The 22,676-nt window shown below is 68.8% G+C and carries 22 protein-coding genes and 1 tRNA gene; 13 read left to right on the forward strand and 10 right to left on the reverse strand.

Features of this window, described 5'->3' with window-relative positions; translation table 11 throughout:
• The first annotated feature begins 87 nt into the window (after window positions 1-87).
• A complete protein-coding gene (locus QGN30_RS16950) occupies window positions 88-483 on the forward strand; it encodes a VOC family protein (protein ID WP_009952707.1) in 396 nt (131 codons plus the stop codon).
• Window positions 484-488: 5 nt separating this feature from the next.
• On the opposite strand, the gene QGN30_RS16955 is transcribed toward QGN30_RS16950, so the two are convergent.
• Entirely contained in the window at window positions 489-1,616 is a 1,128-nt protein-coding gene (locus QGN30_RS16955) for an epoxide hydrolase family protein (protein WP_009952709.1), read from the reverse strand.
• Window positions 1,617-1,676: 60 nt separating this feature from the next.
• Here QGN30_RS16955 and QGN30_RS16960 point away from each other — a divergent pair, with 60 nt between their 5' ends.
• The gene (locus tag QGN30_RS16960; RefSeq protein ID WP_179293438.1) at window positions 1,677-2,414 is read left to right on the forward strand and encodes an adenosylcobinamide amidohydrolase; all 738 of its coding nucleotides are present in this window, start codon (window positions 1,677-1,679) and stop codon (window positions 2,412-2,414) included.
• Window positions 2,415-2,493: 79 nt separating this feature from the next.
• On the opposite strand, the gene QGN30_RS16965 is transcribed toward QGN30_RS16960, so the two are convergent.
• The 4 genes from QGN30_RS16965 to QGN30_RS16980 all read right to left on the reverse strand — a co-directional run bounded on the left by QGN30_RS16965 (window position 2,494) and on the right by QGN30_RS16980 (window position 4,165).
• Window positions 2,494-2,565, reverse strand: a tRNA-Val gene (locus tag QGN30_RS16965).
• 44 nt (window positions 2,566-2,609) lie between these two features.
• The gene (locus tag QGN30_RS16970) at window positions 2,610-3,071 is read right to left on the reverse strand and encodes a peroxiredoxin (protein WP_009952711.1); all 462 of its coding nucleotides are present in this window, start codon (window positions 3,069-3,071) and stop codon (window positions 2,610-2,612) included.
• Window positions 3,071-3,493 carry a DUF3052 domain-containing protein gene (locus tag QGN30_RS16975; protein WP_008255913.1) on the reverse strand — a complete coding sequence of 141 codons (423 nt, stop codon included), beginning with the start codon at window positions 3,491-3,493 and terminating at the stop codon, window positions 3,071-3,073. The genes QGN30_RS16970 and QGN30_RS16975 overlap by 1 nt, the downstream gene beginning before the upstream one ends.
• 84 nt (window positions 3,494-3,577) lie before the next feature.
• Window positions 3,578-4,165 carry a hypothetical protein gene (locus tag QGN30_RS16980; RefSeq protein WP_036390648.1) on the reverse strand — a complete coding sequence of 196 codons (588 nt, stop codon included), beginning with the start codon at window positions 4,163-4,165 and terminating at the stop codon, window positions 3,578-3,580.
• Window positions 4,166-4,348: 183 nt separating this feature from the next.
• Between QGN30_RS16980 and aceE the strand changes: the two genes are divergently transcribed.
• The 7 genes from aceE to QGN30_RS17015 all read left to right on the forward strand — a co-directional run bounded on the left by aceE (window position 4,349) and on the right by QGN30_RS17015 (window position 14,250).
• Window positions 4,349-7,138 carry a pyruvate dehydrogenase (acetyl-transferring), homodimeric type gene (aceE, locus tag QGN30_RS16985; RefSeq protein ID WP_009952714.1) on the forward strand — a complete coding sequence of 930 codons (2,790 nt, stop codon included), beginning with the start codon at window positions 4,349-4,351 and terminating at the stop codon, window positions 7,136-7,138.
• Between the two features lie 218 nt (window positions 7,139-7,356).
• Window positions 7,357-8,679, forward strand: coding sequence for a PucR family transcriptional regulator (locus QGN30_RS16990; RefSeq protein WP_095562659.1), 1,323 nt, complete (start codon window positions 7,357-7,359; stop codon window positions 8,677-8,679).
• A 143-nt stretch (window positions 8,680-8,822) separates the two neighbouring features.
• Complete coding sequence (locus QGN30_RS16995) at window positions 8,823-9,731, forward strand: ACP S-malonyltransferase (protein WP_009952717.1); 909 nt, start codon at window positions 8,823-8,825, stop codon at window positions 9,729-9,731.
• Between the two features lie 75 nt (window positions 9,732-9,806).
• Entirely contained in the window at window positions 9,807-10,154 is a 348-nt protein-coding gene (gene acpM, locus QGN30_RS17000) for a meromycolate extension acyl carrier protein AcpM (protein ID WP_008255908.1), read from the forward strand.
• The gene (gene kasA / locus QGN30_RS17005; protein ID WP_008255907.1) at window positions 10,151-11,401 is read left to right on the forward strand and encodes a 3-oxoacyl-ACP synthase KasA; all 1,251 of its coding nucleotides are present in this window, start codon (window positions 10,151-10,153) and stop codon (window positions 11,399-11,401) included. Before acpM ends, kasA begins: the two co-directional genes overlap by 4 nt.
• A 135-nt stretch (window positions 11,402-11,536) precedes the next feature.
• Window positions 11,537-12,796, forward strand: a complete 1,260-nt coding sequence (gene kasB, locus QGN30_RS17010) for a 3-oxoacyl-ACP synthase KasB (protein WP_008255906.1) — start codon at window positions 11,537-11,539, stop codon at window positions 12,794-12,796.
• 32 nt (window positions 12,797-12,828) lie between these two features.
• Entirely contained in the window at window positions 12,829-14,250 is a 1,422-nt protein-coding gene (locus QGN30_RS17015; protein WP_008255905.1) for an acyl-CoA carboxylase subunit beta, read from the forward strand.
• Window positions 14,251-14,312: 62 nt separating this feature from the next.
• On the opposite strand, the gene QGN30_RS17020 is transcribed toward QGN30_RS17015, so the two are convergent.
• A complete protein-coding gene (locus tag QGN30_RS17020; protein WP_248923622.1) occupies window positions 14,313-15,875 on the reverse strand; it encodes an FAD-dependent monooxygenase in 1,563 nt (520 codons plus the stop codon).
• 100 nt (window positions 15,876-15,975) lie between these two features.
• Here QGN30_RS17020 and QGN30_RS17025 point away from each other — a divergent pair, with 100 nt between their 5' ends.
• Window positions 15,976-16,407 carry a nucleoside deaminase gene (locus QGN30_RS17025; protein WP_038535977.1) on the forward strand — a complete coding sequence of 144 codons (432 nt, stop codon included), beginning with the start codon at window positions 15,976-15,978 and terminating at the stop codon, window positions 16,405-16,407.
• Here QGN30_RS17025 and QGN30_RS17030 read toward each other — a convergent pair.
• Complete coding sequence (locus QGN30_RS17030) at window positions 16,404-17,945, reverse strand: glycerol-3-phosphate dehydrogenase/oxidase (protein WP_416366863.1); 1,542 nt, start codon at window positions 17,943-17,945, stop codon at window positions 16,404-16,406. The genes QGN30_RS17025 and QGN30_RS17030 overlap by 4 nt on opposite strands.
• The gene (locus QGN30_RS17035) at window positions 17,942-18,508 is read right to left on the reverse strand and encodes a TetR/AcrR family transcriptional regulator (protein WP_009957851.1); all 567 of its coding nucleotides are present in this window, start codon (window positions 18,506-18,508) and stop codon (window positions 17,942-17,944) included. Before QGN30_RS17035 ends, QGN30_RS17030 begins: the two co-directional genes overlap by 4 nt.
• A gap of 47 nt (window positions 18,509-18,555) precedes the next feature.
• On the opposite strand from QGN30_RS17035, the gene QGN30_RS17040 reads away from it, so the two are divergent.
• Both QGN30_RS17040 and QGN30_RS17045 read left to right on the forward strand, forming a co-directional pair.
• On the forward strand, window positions 18,556-20,136 hold the full coding sequence (locus QGN30_RS17040) for an FAD-binding oxidoreductase (protein ID WP_333901744.1): 1,581 nt from the start codon (window positions 18,556-18,558) through the stop codon (window positions 20,134-20,136).
• Entirely contained in the window at window positions 20,133-21,053 is a 921-nt protein-coding gene (locus QGN30_RS17045; protein ID WP_014379915.1) for a diacylglycerol kinase, read from the forward strand. The genes QGN30_RS17040 and QGN30_RS17045 overlap by 4 nt, the downstream gene beginning before the upstream one ends.
• 13 nt (window positions 21,054-21,066) lie before the next feature.
• Here the strand turns inward: QGN30_RS17045 and QGN30_RS17050 are convergent, their stop codons facing one another.
• Complete coding sequence (locus QGN30_RS17050; RefSeq protein ID WP_248923620.1) at window positions 21,067-21,360, reverse strand: hypothetical protein; 294 nt, start codon at window positions 21,358-21,360, stop codon at window positions 21,067-21,069.
• Window positions 21,361-21,527: 167 nt separating this feature from the next.
• Here QGN30_RS17050 and QGN30_RS17055 point away from each other — a divergent pair, with 167 nt between their 5' ends.
• Complete coding sequence (locus QGN30_RS17055) at window positions 21,528-22,013, forward strand: nitroreductase family deazaflavin-dependent oxidoreductase (protein ID WP_248923674.1); 486 nt, start codon at window positions 21,528-21,530, stop codon at window positions 22,011-22,013.
• Between the two features lie 96 nt (window positions 22,014-22,109).
• Here QGN30_RS17055 and QGN30_RS17060 read toward each other — a convergent pair whose 3' ends face one another.
• The gene (locus QGN30_RS17060) at window positions 22,110-22,622 is read right to left on the reverse strand and encodes a DUF3145 domain-containing protein (protein WP_008255895.1); all 513 of its coding nucleotides are present in this window, start codon (window positions 22,620-22,622) and stop codon (window positions 22,110-22,112) included.
• Between the last annotated feature and the right edge of the window lie 54 nt (window positions 22,623-22,676).

A 22,676-nucleotide genomic window follows, 5' to 3' on the forward strand; every position in this document is an offset into this window, starting at 1 on the left:
CGACCCGGGTCGCATCACTTTGCCTGTGGGGCAGTAGATCTCGGGCACGCCGGGCCTACCGGGGCGTCCGGGGCTAGAGTCGACACCATGGCTTTCCCAGCGCTCAACCACGTCGCGGTCACCGTGCGCGACATCGAAGTCAGCGGCCCGTGGTATCGCAACCTGCTCGGCACCGACCCGATGCTCGACGAACACACCGACGCCGGCTTCCGGCACCAGGTGTGGATGCTCGACGGCGGCACCGTCTTCGGAATTCACCAGCACGACCGCCCGGCTACCGACGAACGATTCAGCGAACACCGCGTGGGCCTGGACCACGTCGGCTTCGGCTGCGCCGGCCGCGCCGAGCTGGAGAACTGGGTCACCCGGCTGGGCGAACTCGGCATCGAGCACGGCGGCATCGTGGACGCCCCCTACGGCTCGGGCCTCAGTTTCCGCGACCCCGACGGCATCGCGCTCGAGTTCTTCGCCCCGCCGGGCTGATTCGTTCAGCGCACCGTCGCGAAAAACGCGCGCAGATCCTCGACGAACAGCTCCGGTTCCTCGAACGCCGCGAAGTGCCCGCCGCGCGGCATGTCGGTCCAGTGGGTGATGTTGTAGACCGGCTCGCACCAGCTGCGCGGCGCCTTGAGCAGTTCGCCGGGGAAAGCCGCGACGCCCGTGGGCAATTCGACGCGGTCTCCCCTACCCCAGACCGCGAAGCTCTCCCAGTACAGGCGGGCCGAGGACGCGGCGGTGTTGGTCACCCAGTAGACCATGACGTTGTCGAGCAGCTCGTCGCGGCTGACCGCGTTCTCGGGATGCCCGTCGCAATCCGCCCAGTCCCAGAACTTTTCGACGATCCACGCCAGCTGGCCCACCGGCGAATCGGCCAACCCGTAGCCCAGCGTTTGCGGCCGGGTGGACTGTTGCTTGGAGTAGCCGGTGCCCCATTTGCGGTGATTGGCCAACCCGGCCATGGCTTGCCGCTCCTCCTCGGTGGGATTCGACAGCGCTTCCTTGGTGGGCCTGCCGACCGGCATGTTGAGGTGGATGGCCGCGCAGTGGCCCCGGTTGCGGCCGATCTGGGTGGTGACGGCGGCGCCCCAGTCGCCGCCCTGGGCGCCGTAGCGCTCGTAGCCCAGGCGCAGCATCAGCGTTTCCCACGCCTCGGCGATCTTTTCCACGCCCCAGCCCGCGCCGGTGGGCTTGCCGGAGAACCCGTAGCCCGGCAGCGACGGGCACACGACGTGGAAGGCGTCCTCGGCGCGACCCGACGCGGGGTTGGTCAGCGGCTCGATCACCTTGTGAAACTCCACGATCGAGCCCGGCCAGCCGTGGGTGATCACCAACGGGAAGGCGCCTTCGTGCGGCGAGCGCTGGTGGATGAAATGGATGTCGAGCCCGTCGATCTCGGTGATGAAGTGGTCGAAGCGGTTGAGCGCGGCCTCCCGCGCCCGCCAGTCGTAGTCGTTGGCCCAATAGTCGGCCAGCTCGCGGGTGTAGGCCAGCGGCATGCCCTGGCTCCAGTCGTCGACGCATTCGGCCTCGGGCCAACGGGTTCGGGCCAGCCGCGCGCGCAGATCGTCGAGAACCTCGTCGGAAACGTCGATGCGGAACGGTTTCACGCGCTTCATAGTGCCGCCGTCGGTGACACCGGCGACGCGCGGGGTGGGTCGGCACGCGAGGATGTGACCATGGATCCCAGGTTGACCACGCGAGTGGAACACAGTCGGTCGATCCCGTTGCTCGTCTGGCAATTCCGCGAGCCCCGGCTGTGCATCTCGTCGGGCCCGCTCGGCGGCGGCGTCGGCGCTCGCGACTGGTTGGTCAACGCGACGGTCCCCCTGGATTACGACCGGACCGACCCGGACCGCCACCTGACCGAGATCGGCTCCGCGCTGGGTCTCGCCGGCACCGGCTGCGGGCTGCTCACCGCGGTCGACGTGACCCGTCACCACCTCGCCGCCGACGGCGGTGTGCACGCCACCGCGACGGTCGGGCTGTCCAGCCCCGCCTGGGCGGCCGCGCCCGACCGGCACTTCCGCCGGGAGGTGCCAGCCGGCCTGCGCACGACCGCGTTCACCGACTACGAGATCGTCGAGTACCGGCCGCTCACCGATGGCGACGGGTACCGGGTGGGGACCATCAACATCGTGGTCGCGGTGCCGGTGCGGCTGTCCGGGGCGGCGCTGGTCAACGCCGTGGCCACCGCCACGGAGGCCAAGGCGCAGGCGTTGCACGAGGTCGGGGTGCGCGCCACCGGAACCGCGTCGGACGCGGTCGTCGTGCACTGCCCGACGGACGGGGCCGAGGAGACCTATGGCGGGCCGCGCTCGGTGTTCGGCGCCCGGATCGCCCGGGCGGTGCACGCCGCGGTGCTCGCCGGCGCCCGGGCCTGGATTTCGGGGCCCGAGTACCGGCCCTGCGAGTAGTCCCCGCGGGCGTAACGGCACGGCGAAAATCGGCGCCTAAAGTCGCCGCCACGTTACGGCCGCGAACCGCCAAAAGGAGTGGGCGCGGACGGTATCGAACCGCCGACCGCTGGTGTGTAAAACCAGAGCTCTACCACTGAGCTACGCGCCCGTTGCTGCGGGCAGGCTACCCGCCCGCCGGCCAAGTCCCCAAAATCAGGCCCTCAAGGCCGCCAGGGCGTCGGTCCACAACCGTTGATCGCGCGACTCCCCGGGCTGTTTCATCTCGGCGAATCGAATGATCCCGGCCCGATCGACGACGAACGTCCCGCGGTTGGAGTAGCCGGCGTCGTCGTTGAACACGCCGTAGCTCTGGCTGACCGCGCCGTGCGGCCAGAAATCCGACAGCACCGGGAAGGTGAAGCCGCTGTCCAGCGCCCAGACCCGGTGCGTGGGCGGCGGACCCACCGAGATGGCCAGCACCGCGCTGTCGTCGTTCTCGAAGTCGGGCAGATGATCGCGCAGCTGGTCCAGCTCGCCCTGGCAGATCCCGGTGAACGCCAGCGGGAAGAACACCAGCAGCACGTTCTTGGCGCCGCGGTAGGAGCTCAGCGTGACGCGCTGTTGATTCTGGTCGCGCAGAGTGAAGTCCGGGGCGGCGGTGCCGACCGACAGCATCAACGCTTCCCGGCCCGGGACTTGGGCTGCACCAGACGGCTGGCGGCCCAATCCCCCAGGTTGACCGACGAGGTCGGCATCAGACCGGCAGTGGGGGCCGCCTCGGCGATCTCGGCCGGCAGCACGTGTCCCGGTTTCCCGGTCTTGGGGGTCAGCACCCAGATCACGCCGTCCTCGGCGAGCGGGCCGATCGCGTCCATCAGCGTGTCCACCAGGTCGCCGTCGCCGTCGCGCCACCACAGCAGCACGACGTCGACTACCTCGTCGGTGTCCTCGTCGAGCAGCTCGCTGCCGCAGGCTTCCTCGACCGCCGCGCGGATCTCATCGTCGGTGTCTTCGTCCCAGCCCCACTCCTGGACAACATGGTCGGGTTGGATGCCCAGTTTGCGAGCGTAGCTCGGGGCGTGATCCGCCGCGACCACCGTGGAGCCTCCTTCAATTCCCTCGCGATGTGCGCTTCGGGATTATCGTCGCACAGCGCGAACCCCGTTCACACTTCCGCCTCATTACGTTGCCAAGCAGAGTTTGATCGCCTTCTTTTTCGTGTCGTTGAGCTGATCGACGCGTTTGTTGAATTCCGACGTCCCCGCGTGTGTGCCAATGGCGTTGGCCACCGAGTGCGCGGCGTCGATGTACGCGTTGAACGCGTCCTTGATCTGCTGCGACATTGCGTCATTGAAGCTGTTGGCCACCGTGGTGGCGCTGTCGTTGAGGGCGTCGATCGCCGGGCCCTCGGTGGGGCCGGTGCCGCGGCCCGAGTTGAACGCCTGGACGAATTCGTTGGTCTTGTCGATCGCGTTCTTGCTGGTGGTGATCAGCGAGGCGCAGGCGGTGCGCACCGCCTTGGTGGTCAGCGACTGCTGGCGCTGGGACTCCCGGACGCTCGACGTCGCCGACGAGGCCGACACCGACGCGGACACCGACTGGCGGTAGGCGGGGGCGACTTTGGTGTCGGGGGTCGCAGTTCCGTTGGTGACGGAGGTACATCCCACGATGCCCATCAGCGCGGCGGCGACACAGCCCAGGGCCAACGCGCCACGCCGGGGGAAAGCCCCCACCTGCCTCGGGGGGACGGCACGCCACCGGATGAGCACAGGCCTGACGTTACCGGGTGGCTTGTGCACCCGCCCCATACACGCCGAGTTGACGCGCACCGGGTGAGCCTTTGCCGGCTACCAGATGGCGGCTGCCCGCCCGAAACACCGGTGCGGCACGATGGTGGAGAGGGCGCGACCCGCCCTCACGTCACACATCCCGCCAATTACAGGAGTAGTGGGTTGACAACCGAATTCGTGCGCCACGATCTGGCCACAAGTCCCAACAGCGCAACCGAACCCGACCGCGTCCGGGTGATCCGCGAGGGGGTGGCTTCCTACCTCCCCGACATCGATCCCGAAGAGACCTCGGAGTGGTTGGAGTCCTTCGATGAACTGCTGGAGCGCTCCGGCCCGTCGCGGGCGCGCTATCTGATGTTGCGGCTGCTGGAGCGGGCGGGCGAGCAGCGCGTCGCCATTCCGTCGCTGACGTCCACCGACTACGTCAACACCATTCCCACCGAATTGGAGCCGTGGTTTCCCGGCGACGAGGACGTCGAACGGCGCTACCGGGCGTGGATCCGCTGGAACGCCGCGATCATGGTGCACCGCGCCCAGCGCCCGGGAGTCGGTGTGGGCGGCCACATTTCGACCTACGCGTCGTCCGCGGCGCTCTACGAGGTCGGCTTCAACCACTTCTTCCGGGGCAAGTCGCATCCCGGCGGCGGGGACCAGGTGTTCATCCAGGGCCACGCCTCCCCCGGCATCTACGCGCGGGCGTTCCTGGAGGGCCGGCTGACGACCGACCAACTCGACGGCTTCCGCCAGGAGCACAGCCATCCCGGCGGCGGCCTGCCGTCCTACCCCCACCCGCGGCTGATGCCCGACTTCTGGGAATTCCCCACGGTGTCGATGGGTCTGGGCCCGATGAACGCGATCTATCAGGCCCGGTTCAACCACTACCTGCACGACCGCGGCATCAAGGACACCTCAGACCAGCACGTGTGGTGCTTCCTGGGCGACGGCGAGATGGACGAGCCGGAAAGCCGCGGCCTGCTGCACGTCGGCGCGCTCGAGGGCCTGGACAACCTGACGTTCGTGATCAACTGCAACCTGCAGCGCCTCGACGGCCCGGTGCGCGGCAACGGCAAGATCATTCAGGAACTCGAGTCGTTCTTCCGCGGCGCCGGCTGGAACGTCATCAAGGTGGTCTGGGGCCGCGAGTGGGACGCCCTGCTGCACGCCGACCGCGACGGCGCGCTGGTGAACCTGATGAACACCACGCCCGACGGGGACTACCAGACCTACAAGGCCAACGACGGCGCCTACGTGCGCGACCACTTCTTCGGGCGCGACCCGCGCACCAAGGCGCTCGTCGCGAACATGAGCGATTCCGAGATCTGGAATCTCAAGCGCGGCGGCCACGACTACCGCAAGGTCTACGCCGCCTACCGGGCCGCCGTCGACCACAAGGGGCAGCCCACGGTGATCCTGGCGAAGACCATCAAGGGCTACTCGCTGGGCGCGCACTTCCAGGGTCGCAACGCCACGCACCAGATGAAAAAGCTTGCGCTGCAAGACCTCAAGGACTTCCGCGATGCCATGCGGATACCGATCAACGACGCCCAGCTGGAAGAGGATCCGTACCTGCCGCCCTACTTCCACCCCGGCTCCGACGCCCCGGAGATCCGTTACATGATCGACCGCCGGCGCACCCTCGGGGGCTACCTTCCCGAGCGTCGGACGAAGGCCAAGGCGTTGCGGCTGCCCAGCCGCGACATCTACGCCGCGCTGAAGAAGGGCTCGGGCACCCAGGAGGTCGCCACCACCATGGCGACGGTGCGCACCTTCAAGGAAGTGTTGCGGGACAAGGAAGTTGGCCCGCGCATCGTGCCGATCATTCCCGACGAGGCGCGCACGTTCGGCATGGACTCGTGGTTCCCGTCGCTGAAGATCTACAACCGCAACGGCCAGCTGTACACCGCCGTGGACGCCGATCTGATGTTGGCCTACAAGGAAAGCGAAGTCGGCCACATCCTGCACGAGGGCATCAACGAGGCCGGGTCGGTGGGGTCGTTCATCGCGGCCGGCACCTCGTATGCGACGCACAACGAGCCGATGATCCCGATCTACATCTTCTATTCGATGTTCGGGTTCCAGCGCACCGGCGACGGCCTGTGGGCGGCCGCCGACCAGATGACGCGCGGCTTCTTGCTGGGGGCCACCGCGGGACGCACCACGCTCACCGGCGAGGGCCTGCAGCACGCCGACGGGCACTCGCTGCTACTGGCGAGCACCAACCCGGCGGTGGTCGCCTACGACCCGGCGTTCGCCTACGAGATCGCCTACATCGTGGAAAGCGGGCTGGCCCGGATGTTCGGGCAGGACCCCGAGAACGTGTTCTTCTACATCACCGTCTACAACGAGCCGTACGTGCAGCCGCCCGAGCCGGACAACTTCGATCCCGAGGGCGTGCTGCGGGGCCTGTACCGCTACCACGTCGCCACCGAGCAGCGCGCCAACAAGGCACAGATCCTGGCGTCGGGGGTGGCGATGCCGGCGGCGCTGGACGCCGCGAAGATGCTGGCCGCCGAATGGGACGTCGCCGCCGACGTGTGGTCGGTGACCAGCTGGGGCGAATTGAACCGCGACGGCGTCGCGGTGGACCGGGCGAGGCTGCGCCACCCGGACCGGCAGGCGGGCGTCCCGTACGTCACCCAGGCGCTGTCGGACGCCGTCGGCCCGGTGGTCGCCGTCTCGGACTGGATGCGCGCCGTTCCCGAGCAGATCCGGCCCTGGGTGCCCGGCACCTACGTCACCCTGGGGACCGACGGGTTCGGCTTCTCCGACACCCGGCCCGCGGCGCGGCGGTACTTCAACACCGACGCCGAGTCGCAGGTGGTGGCCGTGCTCGAGGCGCTGGCCCGCGACGGCGAGATCGACCCCTCGGTGCCGGTGGCCGCCGCCCGCCAGTACCGGATCGACGACGTGCAGGCCGCGCCGGAGCAGACGTCGGACCCCGGCGTGGCCTAAAAGGGCGGCATAACGGCTGGCATAAGGGCTGGCGCGTGACTCCCCGGCTCGCCGAGCGCCCGGCCAGCCGGGGGCTCGGCATGGAGCGCCCGGCGAGCCGGGCTTTCCAGCCCTCCACCGGCCGCCGCTCGCCGAGCGTGCGGCCAGCCGCACGTTCGAGCACGGCGCCACGCGCCTCTTTGGCGGAAACTTCCAGAAAAGTCGCGTACGTTTTAGGGGTGAGTGACAATCCCTTCGCCGGCCCGTTCGCCAAGCATCCCCGGTCGCCGCTGGAAACGCTGGATTCGGTCCCCGAATCCGTGCTGCGCCGGCTCAAGCAGCACTCCGGGCGGCTGGCCACCGAGGCGGTCAACGCCATGCAGGACCGGTTGCCGTTCTTCGCCGAGCTGGAGGCGTCCCAACGGGCCAGCGTCGCGCTGGTGGTGCAGACGGCCGTCGTGAACTTCGTCGAATGGATGCAAGACCCACACAGCAACGTCAGCTACACCGCGCAGGCCTTCGAGCTGGTGCCCCAGGAGCTGCAGCGCCGGATCGCGTTGCGTCACAGCGTCGACATGGTCCGCGTCACCATGGACATCTTCGAGGAGGTCGTCCCGCTGCTGGCCCGCTCCGAGGAGCAGCTGACCGCGCTGACCGTGGGCATCCTGAAGTACACCCGCGACCTGGCGTTCACCGCGGCGGGGGCGTACGCCGACGCGGCCGAGGCGCGCGGCACCTGGGACAGCCGGATGGAGGCCAGCGTGGTCGACGCGGTGGTCCGCGGCGACACCGGCCCGGAACTGCTGTCCCGCGCGGCCGCCCTGAACTGGGACACCACCGAGCCCGCGACGGTGGTGGTCGGAACCCCGGCGCCCGGGCGCGACGGGTCGACCGGCCCCGGCGACAGTGAGCGCGCGAGTCAGCACGTCCGCGACATCGCCGCGCAGCACGGCCGTGCGGCCCTCACCGACGTGCACGGCACCTGGCTGGTCGCCATCGTGTCCGGGCAGTTGTCGCCGACCGACAAGTTCCTCGGGGAGCTGCTGGCCGCGTTCGCCGACGGCCCCGTGGTCGTCGGGCCGACGGCGCCCATGCTGACCGCGGCCTACCACAGCGCCAGCGAGGCGATATCCGGGATGAACGCCGTCGGTGGCTGGCGCGGGGCGCCGCGCCCCGTGCTGGCGCGCGAGCTCCTGCCGGAACGGGCCCTGATGGGCGACGCGTCGGCGATCGTGGCGCTGCACACCGACGTGATGGGGCCGTTGGCAGACGCCGGCCCGACGCTCATCGAAACTCTTGACGCTTACTTAGATTGTGGCGGCGCGATTGAAGCCTGTGCCAGAAAGTTGTTCGTTCATCCAAACACGGTGCGCTACCGACTCAAGCGGATCACCGACTTCACCGGGCGCGATCCCATGCAGCCGCGTGACGCATATGTCCTGCGAGTGGCGGCGACGGTGGGCCAGCTCAACTATCCGACGCATCCCGGCAGCGCCGCCAACAACGCCATGCCCGTCGTTCCGCTGCCGGTCAAAGGGGCTGCGGTGGGCCAGATCGGGTGATAGTGACCCAGACGACAGGTCGCGGGACGATATCAAACCCGTAGCTTACGGAGCCGTTTTGTAGGGTGTACACAAAAACCTAAGACGAGGTTCATAATCTGTTACACCCGCCAAAACCGTTTCCACAGTGTTCTCTTAAACACGTGATTGCATTGCTTGCGCCCGGACAGGGTTCGCAGACCGAGGGGATGCTCTCGCCGTGGCTGGAGCTCGCCGGCGCCGCCGACCAGTTGGCGCTGTGGTCCAAGGCCAGCGGCCTCGACCTCGTGCGCCTGGGCACCACCGCATCGACCGACGAGATCACCGACACCGCGGTCACCCAGCCGCTGGTCGTCGCGGCCACGCTGCTCGCACACCAGGAGCTGACCAAGCGCGGCCTGCTCGCCGGTGAAGACCTGGTCGTGGCCGGTCACTCCGTCGGTGAGATCGCCGCCTACGCGATCGCCGGCGTGATGGCCGCGGACGACGCCGTCGCCCTGGCCGCCACCCGGGGCGCCGAGATGGCCAAGGCGTGCGCCGTCGAGCCCACCGGCATGTCCGCGGTGCTCGGCGGTGACGAGGCCGAGGTCCTCGCCCGCCTCGAGCAGCTCGACCTGTTCCCCGCCAACCGCAACGCCGCCGGGCAGATCGTCGCCGCCGGCTCGCTGGACGCGTTGGAGAAGCTCGCCGAAGACCCGCCGGCCAAGGCCCGCGTGCGCGCGCTGGGGGTGGCCGGTGCGTTCCACACCAAGTACATGGCGTCGGCGCTCGACGGTTATGCCGCCGCGGCCGCCGCCGTCCAGACGTCCGAGCCCACCGCGACGCTGCTGTCGAACCGTGACGGCAAGCCCGTCGCCTCGGCCCCCGCGGCGATGGAGGCGTTGGTCGCCCAGCTGACCCGGCCGGTGCGCTGGGACCTGTGCACCGCGACGCTGCGCGAGCTGGAAGTCGGTGCGGCCGTGGAGTTCCCGCCCGCGGGCACGCTCACCGGTATCGCCAAACGAGAACTTCGGGGAGTTACGGCTCGCGCCGTCAAGTCGCCCGCAGACCTGGACGCTTTGGCCGAGCTCTAAGTCGGCCGCATCCAGTACAACCACATAGCACGTCAGTTCGACTATCTCACAACACATTACGAAGGGAAGCACGCTGTGGCTGTCAGCCAGGAAGAAATCATCGCCGGTATCGCCGAGATCATCGAAGAGGTCACCGGTATCGAGCCCTCCGAGGTCACCCCGGAGAAGTCCTTCGTCGACGACCTGGACATCGACTCGCTGTCGATGGTCGAGATCGCCGTGCAGACCGAGGACAAGTACGGCGTCAAGATCCCGGACGAGGACCTCGCCGGTCTGCGTACCGTCGGTGACGTCGTCTCCTACATCCAGAAGCTCGAGGAAGAGAACCCCGAGGCTGCCGAGGCGCTGCGCGCCAAGCTGGAGACCGAGAACCCCGACGCGGTCGCCAACGTCAAGGCAAGGCTGGAAGCGGACACCAAGTGAGTAAGCCTTCCACTGCTAACGGCGGTTACCCCAGCGTTGTGGTAACCGCCGTCACGGCGACGACGTCGATCGCGCCGGACGTCGAGAGCACGTGGAAGGGTTTGTTGGCCGGCGAAAGCGGCATCCACGTCCTCGAAGACGACTACATCACCAAGTGGGACCTGCCCGTCCGGATCGGTGGACACCTCAAGGAGCCCATCGACGAGCAGATGAGCAGGCTCGACATGCGACGTATGTCGTACGTCCAACGGCTGGCCAAGCTGCTCAGCACCCAGCTGTGGGAGAGCGCCGGCAACCCGGAGCTCGATCCCGACCGGTTCTCGGTCGTGGTCGGCACCGGCCTCGGTGGCGCCGAAAGGATCGTGGAGAGCTACGACCTGATGAACGAGGGCGGCCCCCGCAAGGTGTCGCCGCTGGCCGTCCAGATGATCATGCCCAACGGCGCCGCCGCCGTGGTGGGCCTGCAGCTCGGCGCCCGCGCCGGCGTGATTACCCCGGTGTCGGCGTGTTCGTCGGGCTCCGAAGCGATCGCCCACGCCTGGCGTCAGATCGTCATGGGTGACGCGGACGTCGCCGTGTGCGGTGGCGTCGAGGGCCCCATCGAGGCGCTGCCGATCGCGGCGTTTTCGATGATGCGGGCCATGTCGACTCGCAACGATGAGCCCGAGCGCGCATCGCGGCCGTTCGACAAGGACCGCGACGGCTTCGTGTTCGGCGAGGCCGGTGCGCTGATGCTCATCGAGACCGAGGAGCACGCCAAGGCCCGCGGCGCCAAGCCGCTGGCCCGGTTGATGGGTGCCGGCATCACGTCGGACGCGTTCCACATGGTGGCCCCGGCGGCCGACGGTGTGCGTGCGGGTCGGGCGATGACGCGGTCGCTCGAGCTGGCGGGGTTGTCCCCCAAGGACGTTGACCACGTCAACGCGCACGGGACCGCCACGCCGATCGGTGACACCGCGGAGGCCAACGCCATCCGCGTCGCCGGTTGCCAGCAGGCGGCGGTCTACGCGCCGAAGTCGGCGCTGGGCCACTCGATCGGTGCGGTCGGGGCGCTGGAGTCGGTGCTCACGGTGCTGAGCCTGCGCGACGGCGTCATTCCACCCACCCTCAATTACGAAACCCCCGACCCCGAGATCGACCTGGATGTTGTTGCGGGCGAACCTCGCTACGGCGATTTCCGTTACGCGATCAACAACTCGTTCGGCTTCGGTGGCCACAACGTGGCACTCGCCTTCGGGCGTTACTAGAGCTGGCGTCCGGCGACGACGCGGGCCGCAAACGGCCCGAAGAGGAGCCGGACACCACGGAAGGTGGCGATCCGCGTCCCGGCCCCGCCGGGTTCGCGGTCACCACTGAGCAGGAAAGGAACGTTCGCAAGACCCATGACAGAGCTGGTTACCGGGAAGACTCTCCCGAACGTGGTCGTCACTGGCGTTGCCATGACGACCGCACTGGCGACTGACGCCGAGACCACCTGGAAGCTGTTGCTGGACAGCCAAAGTGGTATCCGCAAACTCGAGGATCCGTTCGTCGAGGAGTTTGACCTGCCGGTACGCATCGGCGGTCATCTGTTAGAGGAATTCGACAGCCAGCTGACCCGCGTCGAGCTGCGCCGGTCGGGCTACCTGCAACGGATGTCGACGATCTTGGGCCGGCGGGTCTGGGAGAACGCCGGCTCGCCCGAGGTCGACAGCGACCGCTTGCTGGTGTCGATCGGTACCGGTTTGGGCTCGTCGGAAGAGATGGTCTTCAGCTACGACGACATGCGCGCTCGTGGCATGAAGGCGGTCTCCCCCCTCGGCGTGCAGAAGTACATGCCCAACGGCGCGTCGGCGGCGGTGGGTCTGGAACGGCACGCCAAGGCCGGGGTCCTCACGCCCATATCGGCGTGCGCGTCGGGCTCCGAGGGCATCGCCCAGGCGTGGCGCAACATCGTCTTCGGCGAAGCCGACATCGCGATCTGTGGTGGGGTCGAAACGAAGATCGAAGCGGTGCCGATTGCGGCGTTCGCCCAGATGCGGATCGTGATGTCGACCAAGAACGACGACCCCGTCGGCGCGTGCCGCCCGTTCGACCGCGACCGGACCGGCTTCGTGTTCGGCGAGGCCGGCGCCCTGATGGTGATCGAGACCGAGGAGCACGCCAAGGCCCGCGGGGCCAACATCTTGGCCCGCATCATGGGCGCCAGCATCACCTCCGACGGCTACCACATGGTGGCCCCCGACCCCAACGGCGAACGCGCCGGGCACGCCATGACCCGCGCCATCCAGCTCGCCGGGCTCTCCCCCAGCGACATCCACCACGTCAACGCCCACGCCACCGGCACCTCGGTCGGCGACGTCGCCGAGGGCAGGGCCATCAACAACGCCCTGGGCCCCCACGGTGGCAACGCCGCCGTCTACGCCCCCAAGGCCGCCCTGGGCCACTCCGTGGGCGCCGTGGGCGCCGTCGAATCGATCCTGACCGTGCTCGCGCTGCGCGACCAGGTCGTGCCGCCCACGCTGAACCTGGAAAACCTCGACCCCGAGATCGACCTGGACGTGGTGGCCGGCAAACCCCGCCCCGGCAACTACGAGTACGCGATCAACAACTCGTTCGGATTCGGCGGACACAACGTGGCCATCGCCTTCGGGCGGTACTAAACCGAGCAACACCGGAATATCAGGAGACTGCGATGACTATCACGGCCCCCGAGGCGGTCGGCGAGTCGCTCGACCCCCGCGACCCGCTGTTGCGCTTGAGCAATTTCTTCGACGACGACAGCGTCGAACTCCTGCACGAGCGTGACCGCTCCGGCGTGCTTGCCGCCGCCGGGACCGTGAACGGTGTGCGCACCATCGCGTTCTGCACCGACGGCACCGTGATGGGCGGCGCCATGGGCATCGAGGGCTGCACGCACATCGTCGACGCCTACGACACCGCCATCGAGGAGCAGAGCCCGATCGTGGGCATCTGGCACTCCGGTGGCGCCCGGCTGGCCGAGGGTGTGAAGGCGCTGCACGCGGTGGGCCTGGTGTTCGAGGCGATGATCCGCGCCTCGGGCTATGTCCCGCAGATCTCGGTGGTCGTCGGCTTCGCGGCCGGCGGTGCCGCCTACGGGCCGGCGCTGACCGACGTCGTCGTGATGGCGCCGGAGAGCCGGGTGTTCGTCACGGGCCCGGACGTGGTGCGCAGCGTCACCGGCGAGGACGTCGACATGGCCTCGCTCGGTGGCCCCGAGACCCACCACAAGAAGTCCGGGGTGTGCCACATCGTCGCCGACGACGAGCTCGACGCCTACGAGCGCGGCCGCCGGCTGGTCGGGTTGTTCTGCCAGCAGGGCCATTTCGACCGCACCAAGGCCGAGGCCGGTGACACCGACATCCACGCGCTGCTGCCAGAGTCGGCGCGGCGGGCCTACGACGTGCGCCCGATCGTGACCGCGATCCTCGACGACGAGACGCCGTTCGACGAGTTCCAGGCCAACTGGGCGCCGTCGATGGTGATCGGGCTGGGCCGGCTGTCGGGCCGCACGGTCGGCGTGCTGGCCAACAACCCGCTGCGCCTCGGCGGCTGCCTGAACTCCGAAAGCGCCGAGAAGGCAGCGCGTTTCGTGCGTCTGTGCGACGCGTTCGGCATTCCGCTGGTGGTGGTCGTCGACGTGCCGGGTTATCTGCCCGGTGTCGACCAGGAGTGGGGCGGCGTGGTGCGCCGCGGCGCCAAGCTGCTGCACGCGTTCGGCGAGTGCACGGTTCCGCGCGTCACGCTGGTCACCCGAAAGACCTACGGCGGGGCCTACATTGCGATGAACTCCCGCTCGCTCAACGCGACCAAGGTGTACGCCTGGCCGGACGCCGAGGTCGCGGTGATGGGCGCCAAGGCCGCCGTGGGCATTCTGCACAAGAAGAAGCTGGCCGCCGCGCCCGAGCACGAGCGCGAGGCGCTGCACGACGAGCTGGCCGCCGAACACGAGCGGATCGCGGGCGGCGTGGACAGCGCCATCGAGATCGGCGTGGTCGACGAGAAGATCGACCCGTCGCACACCCGCAGCAAGCTCACCGAGGCGCTGGCGCAGGCGCCCGCGCGCCGCGGCCGCCACAAGAACATCCCGCTGTAAGGCACCTACTTACCGCGGACGTAACGCCACGGCGAAAAATCGCGACAGAAGTCGCCGCCACGTTACGCCCGCGGCCGACCCAGGATCGTCGAGAGCGCCCGGCGCAGTTCGCTTTCGGGATCGGTCGGCAGCGTCTCCGCACGCCAGCCGACGAATCCGTCCGGGCGGACCAACAGCGCCCCGTCCGGCGCGAGCCCGGTGATCGTCGCCCACTCGTGGCTGTCGATGCGATGCGCGGCCAGCGACACCGAAGCCGCTGCCGCGCACCATCGCTCGTCTGTTGCCAGCACGGTGAACCCGGGGCCCAGCAGATCGAGCGTCGAAACCCCGTCGCGCACCCACACGTGCGGGACCCGGGTGCCCGGTTGCCCTCGCAGCTCGTCCACCAGTGAGACTGCGCCCGGATCCGCCGGGGCCGGCGCGCCGGAAATGACTGCGGCCGAGTGGTACTGGTAGCCCGCGAGCAAGGCGAACATCGGCGCCTCTTCCTCCGGCGGCAATTGGGGTCGGTCGTCGTCCAGCCTGATCAGCGCCAGCGTCGGGCCGGTCAAGGACTGGCGCGCGTTGAACCGCCCGACCGGGTGCCGCTCGGCGTGATACGTGCTCAGCAGCGCGGGGTCGGCCACGCCGTTTACCACCGCAGCGAGCTTCCAGGCCAGGTTGTCCGCGCTCTGGATCGCGGTGTTGGCGCCCCCGGCCTTGAACGGCGGCATGGTGTGGGCGGCGTCGCCGACGAAAAATACTCGCCCACAAGCGAATTGGTCGGCAACCCGCTCGTACGGTTGCCACGGTGCAATTTCGATGACGTCGATGTCGATCGGCTCGCCGATCGCCTTGGTGAGCAGCTCGACGCAGCGCTCAGCGGTGAATTGCTCGGCCGTTTCCCCCTCGCCCGGCAGGTATGTGGTGATGAACATGCCGAGGTCGCCCTGCGCCACCAGAAAGATCCCGTCCACGTCGGGGTTCTTGACCTGCACGCCGTCCCCGTCGAGCAGATCCGGAACGAACCGTCGCCACGGCGCCTTGAAGTAGACGAAAACGATGAAGATCGGTAGCGCGCCGTATCCCGACGTGGTCACGCCGAGCGCCTCGCGGATCGGGCTGTGCACACCGTCGTCGGCGACGACGTACTGGGCCCGCACCGTCTCGGTACTTCGCGAATCGCGCTCGCGCACAACCACCGTCACGCCGGCGTCGTCCTGTTCCAGCGACACCAGCTCCGTTCCGTAGCGGACCTCGCTTCCTCGCCGGCGGGTGTCGGCCAGCAGCATCGGCTCCAGCTTGCTCTGCGGACAATACTGCGCGGGGGGTTCCGGGCTGAGTCCCACGAAGGGCGCGAAGATGGCGTCGATGTCCATGGCGGGCGCTTGGTCCACGCTGTTCAGCGTCGGCTTGACCACCATGCCGGAAACCCCATCGGCGACCGCGTGCACCTGATCGCTCAACCCCAGACCGCGCAGAATCTCCAGGCTGCGAAAGCTCAGGTTGCGGGCTTTCGGATAGATGAAGACTTCGCGACGCTTCTCGATCAGCATCGACCGGACCCCATACTTGGCCAGCAGCGCGGAGGTGGCGAGCCCGGCCGCGCCGGCACCGACGATGAGCACGGGAACCCGCGACGCCATCTCGGCCCCTTCCGATGCGACGGATCCCAAGTATCGAGATCGCCTATCCCTGCGCTGGAGCGTAGTGGAGGATGAACGCGTGAGCCTCTCAGCACCGGCAATGCTGGACGTCGCGTTCGAGGAAGCGCGGTCCGGGCTGGCCGAGGGCGGCATCCCCATCGGCGCCGCCCTGTTCACCGCCGACGGCGTCCTGCTCGGGCGCGGCTGCAATCGCCGTGTGCAACAAGGTGATCCGTCGTTGCACGCCGAGGTCGACGCGTTTCGCGCCGCGGGCAGACAGCGCGACTACCGCTCCACGGTGATGGTGACGACGCTGTCGCCGTGCTGGTATTGCAGCGGCCTGGTGCGCCAGTTCAACATCGGCGCGCTGGTGGTGGGCGAATCCCGCACGTTCACCGGCGGGCACGAATGGCTGGCGCAGCACGGCGTGACGGTCACCGTGGTCGATGACCCGCGCTGCACACAAATGATGTCCGCCTTCATCGCCGAGCACCCCGAGCTGTGGCACGAGGACATCGGGCGGGCGCCCTAACCGAACCGCGCCAGAAACTCCTCGGCCACCGCGACGGCCCGCTCCCGATCGCGCGACACCAGGCCGATCCTCGTCCGCCGGTCGAGGAGGTCGGAGACGTCCAGCGCGCCCTCGTGGGTGATCGCGTACTCGAATTCGGCTCGGGTGACGTCGATTCCCTCGACGGCCGGCTCGCTCGGCCGCTCGCAGGCGGCGCTGGCGACAACCTTGGCGGCCTCGGCGCCGTAGCGCGACACCAGCGACTCCGGCAGCCCGGCATCCGGCGCCGCGGTGATCCCCGGGTTGGCCGGCGCCCCGATCAGCGGCAGGTTGCGGGTCTGGCATTTCGCGGCGCGCAGCCGCCGCGCCCGGACGGCGCGATCCAGCACGTCTTGTGCCATGTAACGGTATTCGGTCAGCTTGCCGCCGATCACGCTGATCACCCCGGACGCCGATTCGACGACGGCGTGCTCGCGCGAGACGTCGGCGGTGCGGCCCTCGCCGGTGTCGATCAGCGGCCGCAGCCCGGCGTAGGCACCGATCACGTCGGTGGCGGTGAGGCCCGTCCCCAGCGCGGTGTTCACCGTGTCGAGCAGGAACGTGATCTCGTCGACCGACGGCTCGGGCACATCCGGAATCGGGCCGGGCGCCGCCTCGTCGGTCAGGCCCAGGTAGACCCGGCCCAGCTGTTCGGGCATGGCGAAGACGAAGCGGTTGAGCTCGCCCGGAATCGGAATCGTCAGCGCCGCAGTCGGATTGCCGAACGCGGCGGCATCGAACACCAGGTGCGTCCCGCGGCTGGGCCGCAACTTCAACGAGCCGTCGATCTCGCCCGCCCACACCCCGGCCGCGTTGACGACGGCGCGAGCCGAGACGTCGAAGGCCTCGCCCGTGCGCGCATCGGTCAACCGCACCGAGGTGCCGGTGGCCTGCGACGCCGACACATGGGTGAGGATCCGGGCGCCGTGCTGCGCCGCGGTGCGCGCGACGGCGGTGACCAGTCGGGCGTCGTCGATCAATTGCCCGTCGTAGGCCAGGAATCCGCCGTCGAGGCCGTCGCGCCGCACGGTGGGGGCCATTTCCACGACGCGGCGCGCCGAAATCCGGTGCGACCGAGGCAAAGTCGAGGCCGGCGTGCCCGCCAGCGCCCGCAAAAGGTCACCGGCCAGGAACCCACCCCGCACCAGCGCCCGCGTGCCCGGGCTCATTGACGGCAACAGTGGCACCAGCTGCGGCATCGCCCGAACGAGGTGGGGCGCGTTGCGGGTCATCAAGATTCCGCGCTCGATGGCGCTGCGGCGGGCGATGCCCACGTTGCCGGTCGCCAGGTAGCGCAGGCCGCCGTGGACGAGTTTGGAACTCCAGCGGCTGGTGCCGAACGCCAGGTCGTGCTTTTCCACCAGCGCGACGCGCAGCCCGCGCGCCGCGGCGTCCAGCGCGATCCCTGCGCCGGTGATGCCGCCGCCGATCACCACGACGTCCAGCGGCTCGCCCTCGGCGAGCGCGGTCAGGTCGGCGGCGCGCCGCGCGGCGTTCAAGGCGGTGGGGTCAGGAATCACGACAGGTATCCGTTCAGCGAGTGGGCCAGCTCGGCGGCCAGCGCGTCGGCGTCGAGCATCGGTGCGACGATGCGCGCCGACTGGATGGTCGACTGCGCGATCAGCAACACCATGGTGGCCATCTGGACCGGGTCGCCGCTGCGGACGCTGCCGTGGCGCTGGGCGACTCGCAGGCGGGCGGCCAGGGCGTCGATCAACATGCGCTGGCTGGTCCCGAGGCGCTCGGTGATGTAGGTGGTCGCGAGCTCCGAGTGCAGGACCGACATCACCAGCGGGTCCTGGCGCAGCAGGTCGGCCACTGTAACGATCTGTCGCACAAGCGATTCCCGGTCGTCGCCGAGCAGCGGCGCGTCGCTCATCACCTCGGTGACGTGCCGGGTCAAGAGCGCCGCGACGACCGAGTGGGTGTCCGGCCAGCGCCGGTAGACCGTCGGCCTGCTGACTCCCGCGCGTCGGGCAATCTCGGCGAGGGTCACCCGGTCCACGCCGAAGTCGACCACACAACTGGCGGCCGCCGCGAGGATCCGCTCCCCGACATCCAGCTCGTTACGGATTGACAACATATGTAATACTGTAACGCATGACGCATCCCGAGGGGCTCCTGCCGCCCATGAAATGGAACGCGTGGGGAGATCCCGCCGCGGCCAAGCCCCTCTCGGAAGGGATCCGGTCGTTGCTGCAGCAGGCTGTGGGGGTCGAGGGGTCCCCCGCGGCCGAACTGCAACCCGACCAGGTGGAGCTGCGGCCGTCGGCGTTGTCGCCGACCGATCGGGAGGCGCTGGCCGCCATCGTCGGCGCCGACTACTGCCGCACGGCGGACTCCGACCGGTTGCTGCACGCGGGCGGCAAGTCCACCGTCGACCTGCTCAACCGCAAACAACGCGGGCCGCAGGACGCGCCCGACGCCGTGTTGCTGCCCGCCGACGAGGACGCCGTCGCCGCGATCCTGCGCCACTGCAGCGAGCACCGCATCGCCGTCGTGCCCTTCGGCGGGGGCACCAGCGTGGTCGGCGGGCTGGACCCGCATCGCGCCCAGTTCGGCGCCGTCGTCTCGCTCGACCTCCGTCGCCTCGATCGGCTGATCTCGCTCGACGAGGTGTCCGGCCAGGCCGTCTTGGAGGCGGGCGTCACCGGGCCCGACGCCGAAAGACTCCTTGGCGCACACGGCTTTTCGCTCGGCCATTTCCCGCAGAGCTTCGAGTACGCCACCATCGGCGGCTTCGCCGCGACCCGCTCGTCCGGGCAGGACTCGGCGGGCTACGGCCGGTTCAACGACATGGTGCGCGGACTGCGGGTGATCACCCCGGTGGGCACCCTGGACCTGGGCCGCGCACCGGAATCGGCCGCGGGCCCCGATCTGCGTCAGCTGCTGATCGGCTCGGAAGGAACCCTGGGCGTCATCACCCGGGTGCGGCTGCGGGTCCACCGTGCCCCGGCGGCCGTGCGCTACGAGGCCTGGTCGTTCCCCGATTTCGAGACCGGCGCCGCCGCCCTGCGGGCCGTCACCCAAAATGCCACCGGCCCCACCGTCGTTCGGCTTTCCGACGAGGCCGAGACGGGCGTCAACCTGGCCACCACCGAGGCGATCGGCGAATCCCAGATCACCGGCGGATGCCTGGCCATCACCATGTTCGAGGGCACCGAGGAGCACGTCGAGAGCCGGCACGCGGAAACCAGCGCGCTGCTCGCGGCCCGCGGCGGAACCTCGCTGGGCGAGGGGCCCGCGCGGGCGTGGGAGCGTGGCCGGTTCGGCGCACCCTACCTGCGCGACTCGCTGCTCGCGGCCGGTGCGCTGTGCGAGACGCTGGAGACCGCCACGGACTGGTCGAACGTCACCGCGCTGAAAACCGCTGTCACCCAGGCACTTACCGACTCCCTTGCCGAGACGGGCACCCCGGCGCTGGTGATGTGTCACATTTCGCACGTCTACGCATGCGGCGCCTCGTTGTACTTCACCGTCGTCGCGGGCCAGCGCGGCAACCCGATCGAACAATGGAAGACCGCGAAAAGGGCGGCGTCGGATGCGATCATGGCCACCGGCGGGACCATCACCCACCACCACGCGGTCGGCGCCGATCACCGGCCGTGGATGCGCGACGAGATCGGCGAGTTGGGAGTGCAGGTGTTGCGCGCGGTCAAGGCGACCCTGGATCCGGCCGGAATCCTCAATCCCGGCAAGCTGATTCCGTGACTCCGCTGCGCCGGCGCGAGGTCGGCAAGGTGATCGCGCTGACCAACCCGATCTCGGGGCACGGCACCGCCGTGCGCGCCGCGCAGGTCGCGATCGCCCGGCTGCACAAGCGGGGGGTGGAGGTCGTCGAGATCATCGGCGACGACGCCGACGATGCGCGGCACCTGGTCGGCGCGGCGCTGGACAAGGGCGCCGACGCGGTCATGGTGACCGGCGGCGACGGCGTCGTCTCCAACGCGCTGCAGGTGTTGGCGGGCACCGACATTCCCGTCGGCATCGTTCCCGCGGGAACCGGCAACGACCATGCCCGCGCATTCGGCATCCCCACCCAGGACCCCGAGGCGGCCGCGGACCTCGTCGTCGACGGCTGGACCGAAACCATTGACCTGGGCCGGATTACGGACAGCGAAGGGGTGAGCAAGTGGTTCGGCACCGTGGCGGCCACGGGCTTCGATTCGCTGGTCACCGATCGCGCCAACCGGATGCGCTGGCCGCACGGCCGGCTGCGCTACTACCTCGCGATGCTCGCCGAGCTGTCGCAGTTGCGGCTCTTACCCTTTCGCTTGGTGCTCGACGGCACCACGGAGATCGACGCCGACATCACGCTGGCCGCCTTCGGCAACACCCGCAGCTACGGCGGCGGCATGCGGATCTGTCCCGCCGCCGATTACACCGACGGCCTGCTCGACATCACCATGGTGCACTCGGCATCCCGCACCAAGCTGGTCCGCCTGTTCCCCACCGTGATGAAGGGCACGCACGTCGACCTCGACGAGGTCAGCACCGCGCGCGCCCGATCGATCCACGTCGAGTGCCCCGGCATCAACGTCTACGCCGACGGCGACTTCGCGTGCGCGCTGCCGGCCGAGATCTCCGTGGTGCCAGGCGCTCTGCAGATTTTGCGCCCGGCCCGGTAGCCATGCGCACCGTTCACCGCAGGTTGCCGATTTCGTTACGGACGTCATCGAGGTAATCGTCGTAAGCGGCGATGACGTCGTCGAGGTCCAGTTGCGGTGGTAGATCGTCGGGGCGCTGACGCACCGTCAGATAGGCCATGGTCGCGGCGATGACGCGCGCTTCGTCGGCCTCGGGTCCGGCAATGCGCGCGACGACCTCGGGCGTAGCCCGCACCCGGATGGTCACACGATCCTCGTCCTGGCCGACACGCACGAGGTAATCGTGATCACCGAGCGCTTCGATTACGGGGGTTTCGATATCTTTCATGGCCGCTTCTTACTTCCCGGATAGCTCGTCGCCTGTTTTCCGCCATGGCTGACTGACCCGTAGCGTTGCCGTCCCGATGTGTGCACCTGCACAAAGTCTATTTTAACAATTATAATCCTTTAAAAGAAGACCTGCCGAGCGCGCGACCCGAACAAGGAACAGAAACAATGTGGCGTTGGCCGGCTAACACTCGCAGGGTCGACGCCAAGCGGCCCCCCGTCCTCATTTCGGTTCTGGCTCCGCGACTCCTGAAATGGGTTTCCAAGGCGAACGTGGCTATTTATCGCGCCACCGACGGCCGCCTTGCCGGCCACGAGTTGGGACTCGCACTGTGCCTGTTGACCACGACCGGCCGCAAGAGCGGGTTATCCCGCACCACTCCACTGATATTCATGGCCGACGACGCGCGACTGGTCCTGGTGGCGTCACAGGGCGGTCTGCCCACACACCCAATGTGGTTTCTGAACCTCCGCGCCAACCCCGATGTGCGCGTCCAGATCCGAGCGCAGACTTGCAGCATGCGTGCCCGCGTCGCCGACGAGACGGAACGCACACAACTGTGGCCGCGACTCACCGCGCACAACCCGCGGTGGGCCAGATACCAATCCTGGACCGACCGGGTGATTCCGGTGGTGATCTGCGAACCGACCTAGCCGTCCGCGGGTTCCGTAGTCGGCCCGGCCTTTTCGCTAGACCGGTCAGCGCCGTTCACTCGGCGCGAAGGCTCTTGCGTCCCACCGCCGGGAAAACTAACCGACCCCCCGGCTCAGCCAGCTCACCTCGCCGCCGTCGCCGCCGTCGCGATACGCCTCGAGCGCCTCGTCCCAGGCCGTTCCCAGCACGGAATCCAGTTCGGCGGCCAGGGTGTCGGCGCCCTGGGCCATCATCGCCCGCAGCCGCATCTCCCCGACCATGACGTCGCCGTTGGCGCTCATCGCCCCGCTCCACAGGCCGAGTTGCGGGGTGTGGCTGAACCGATGGCCGTCGACTCCGGGGCTGGGGTCCTCGGTGACCTCGAACCGCAGCACGGACCAGGAGCGCAGCGCGTTGGCCAACTTGGCGCCGGTGCCGACGGGACCGACCCAGTTGGTGACCGCGCGCAGTTGACCGGGCATCGCCGGCTGGGGCGTCCAGTTCAGGTTCGCCTTGGCGCCCAGGGTCGACGACAACGCCCACTCGACATGCGGGCACACCGCCGCCGGCGAAGCGTGCACGTACACCACGCCAGTCGTCACGTCGGCGAATTGATTCGACGCTCGCATTTCCTGCTCCTTCGGTTCCACCAGGGACGTCTTCCCCAACGACCTGTGGACCCG

The sequence above is a fragment of the Mycobacterium sp. 3-98 genome (assembly GCF_035918355.1).
Classification (GTDB): domain Bacteria; phylum Actinomycetota; class Actinomycetes; order Mycobacteriales; family Mycobacteriaceae; genus Mycobacterium; species Mycobacterium intracellulare.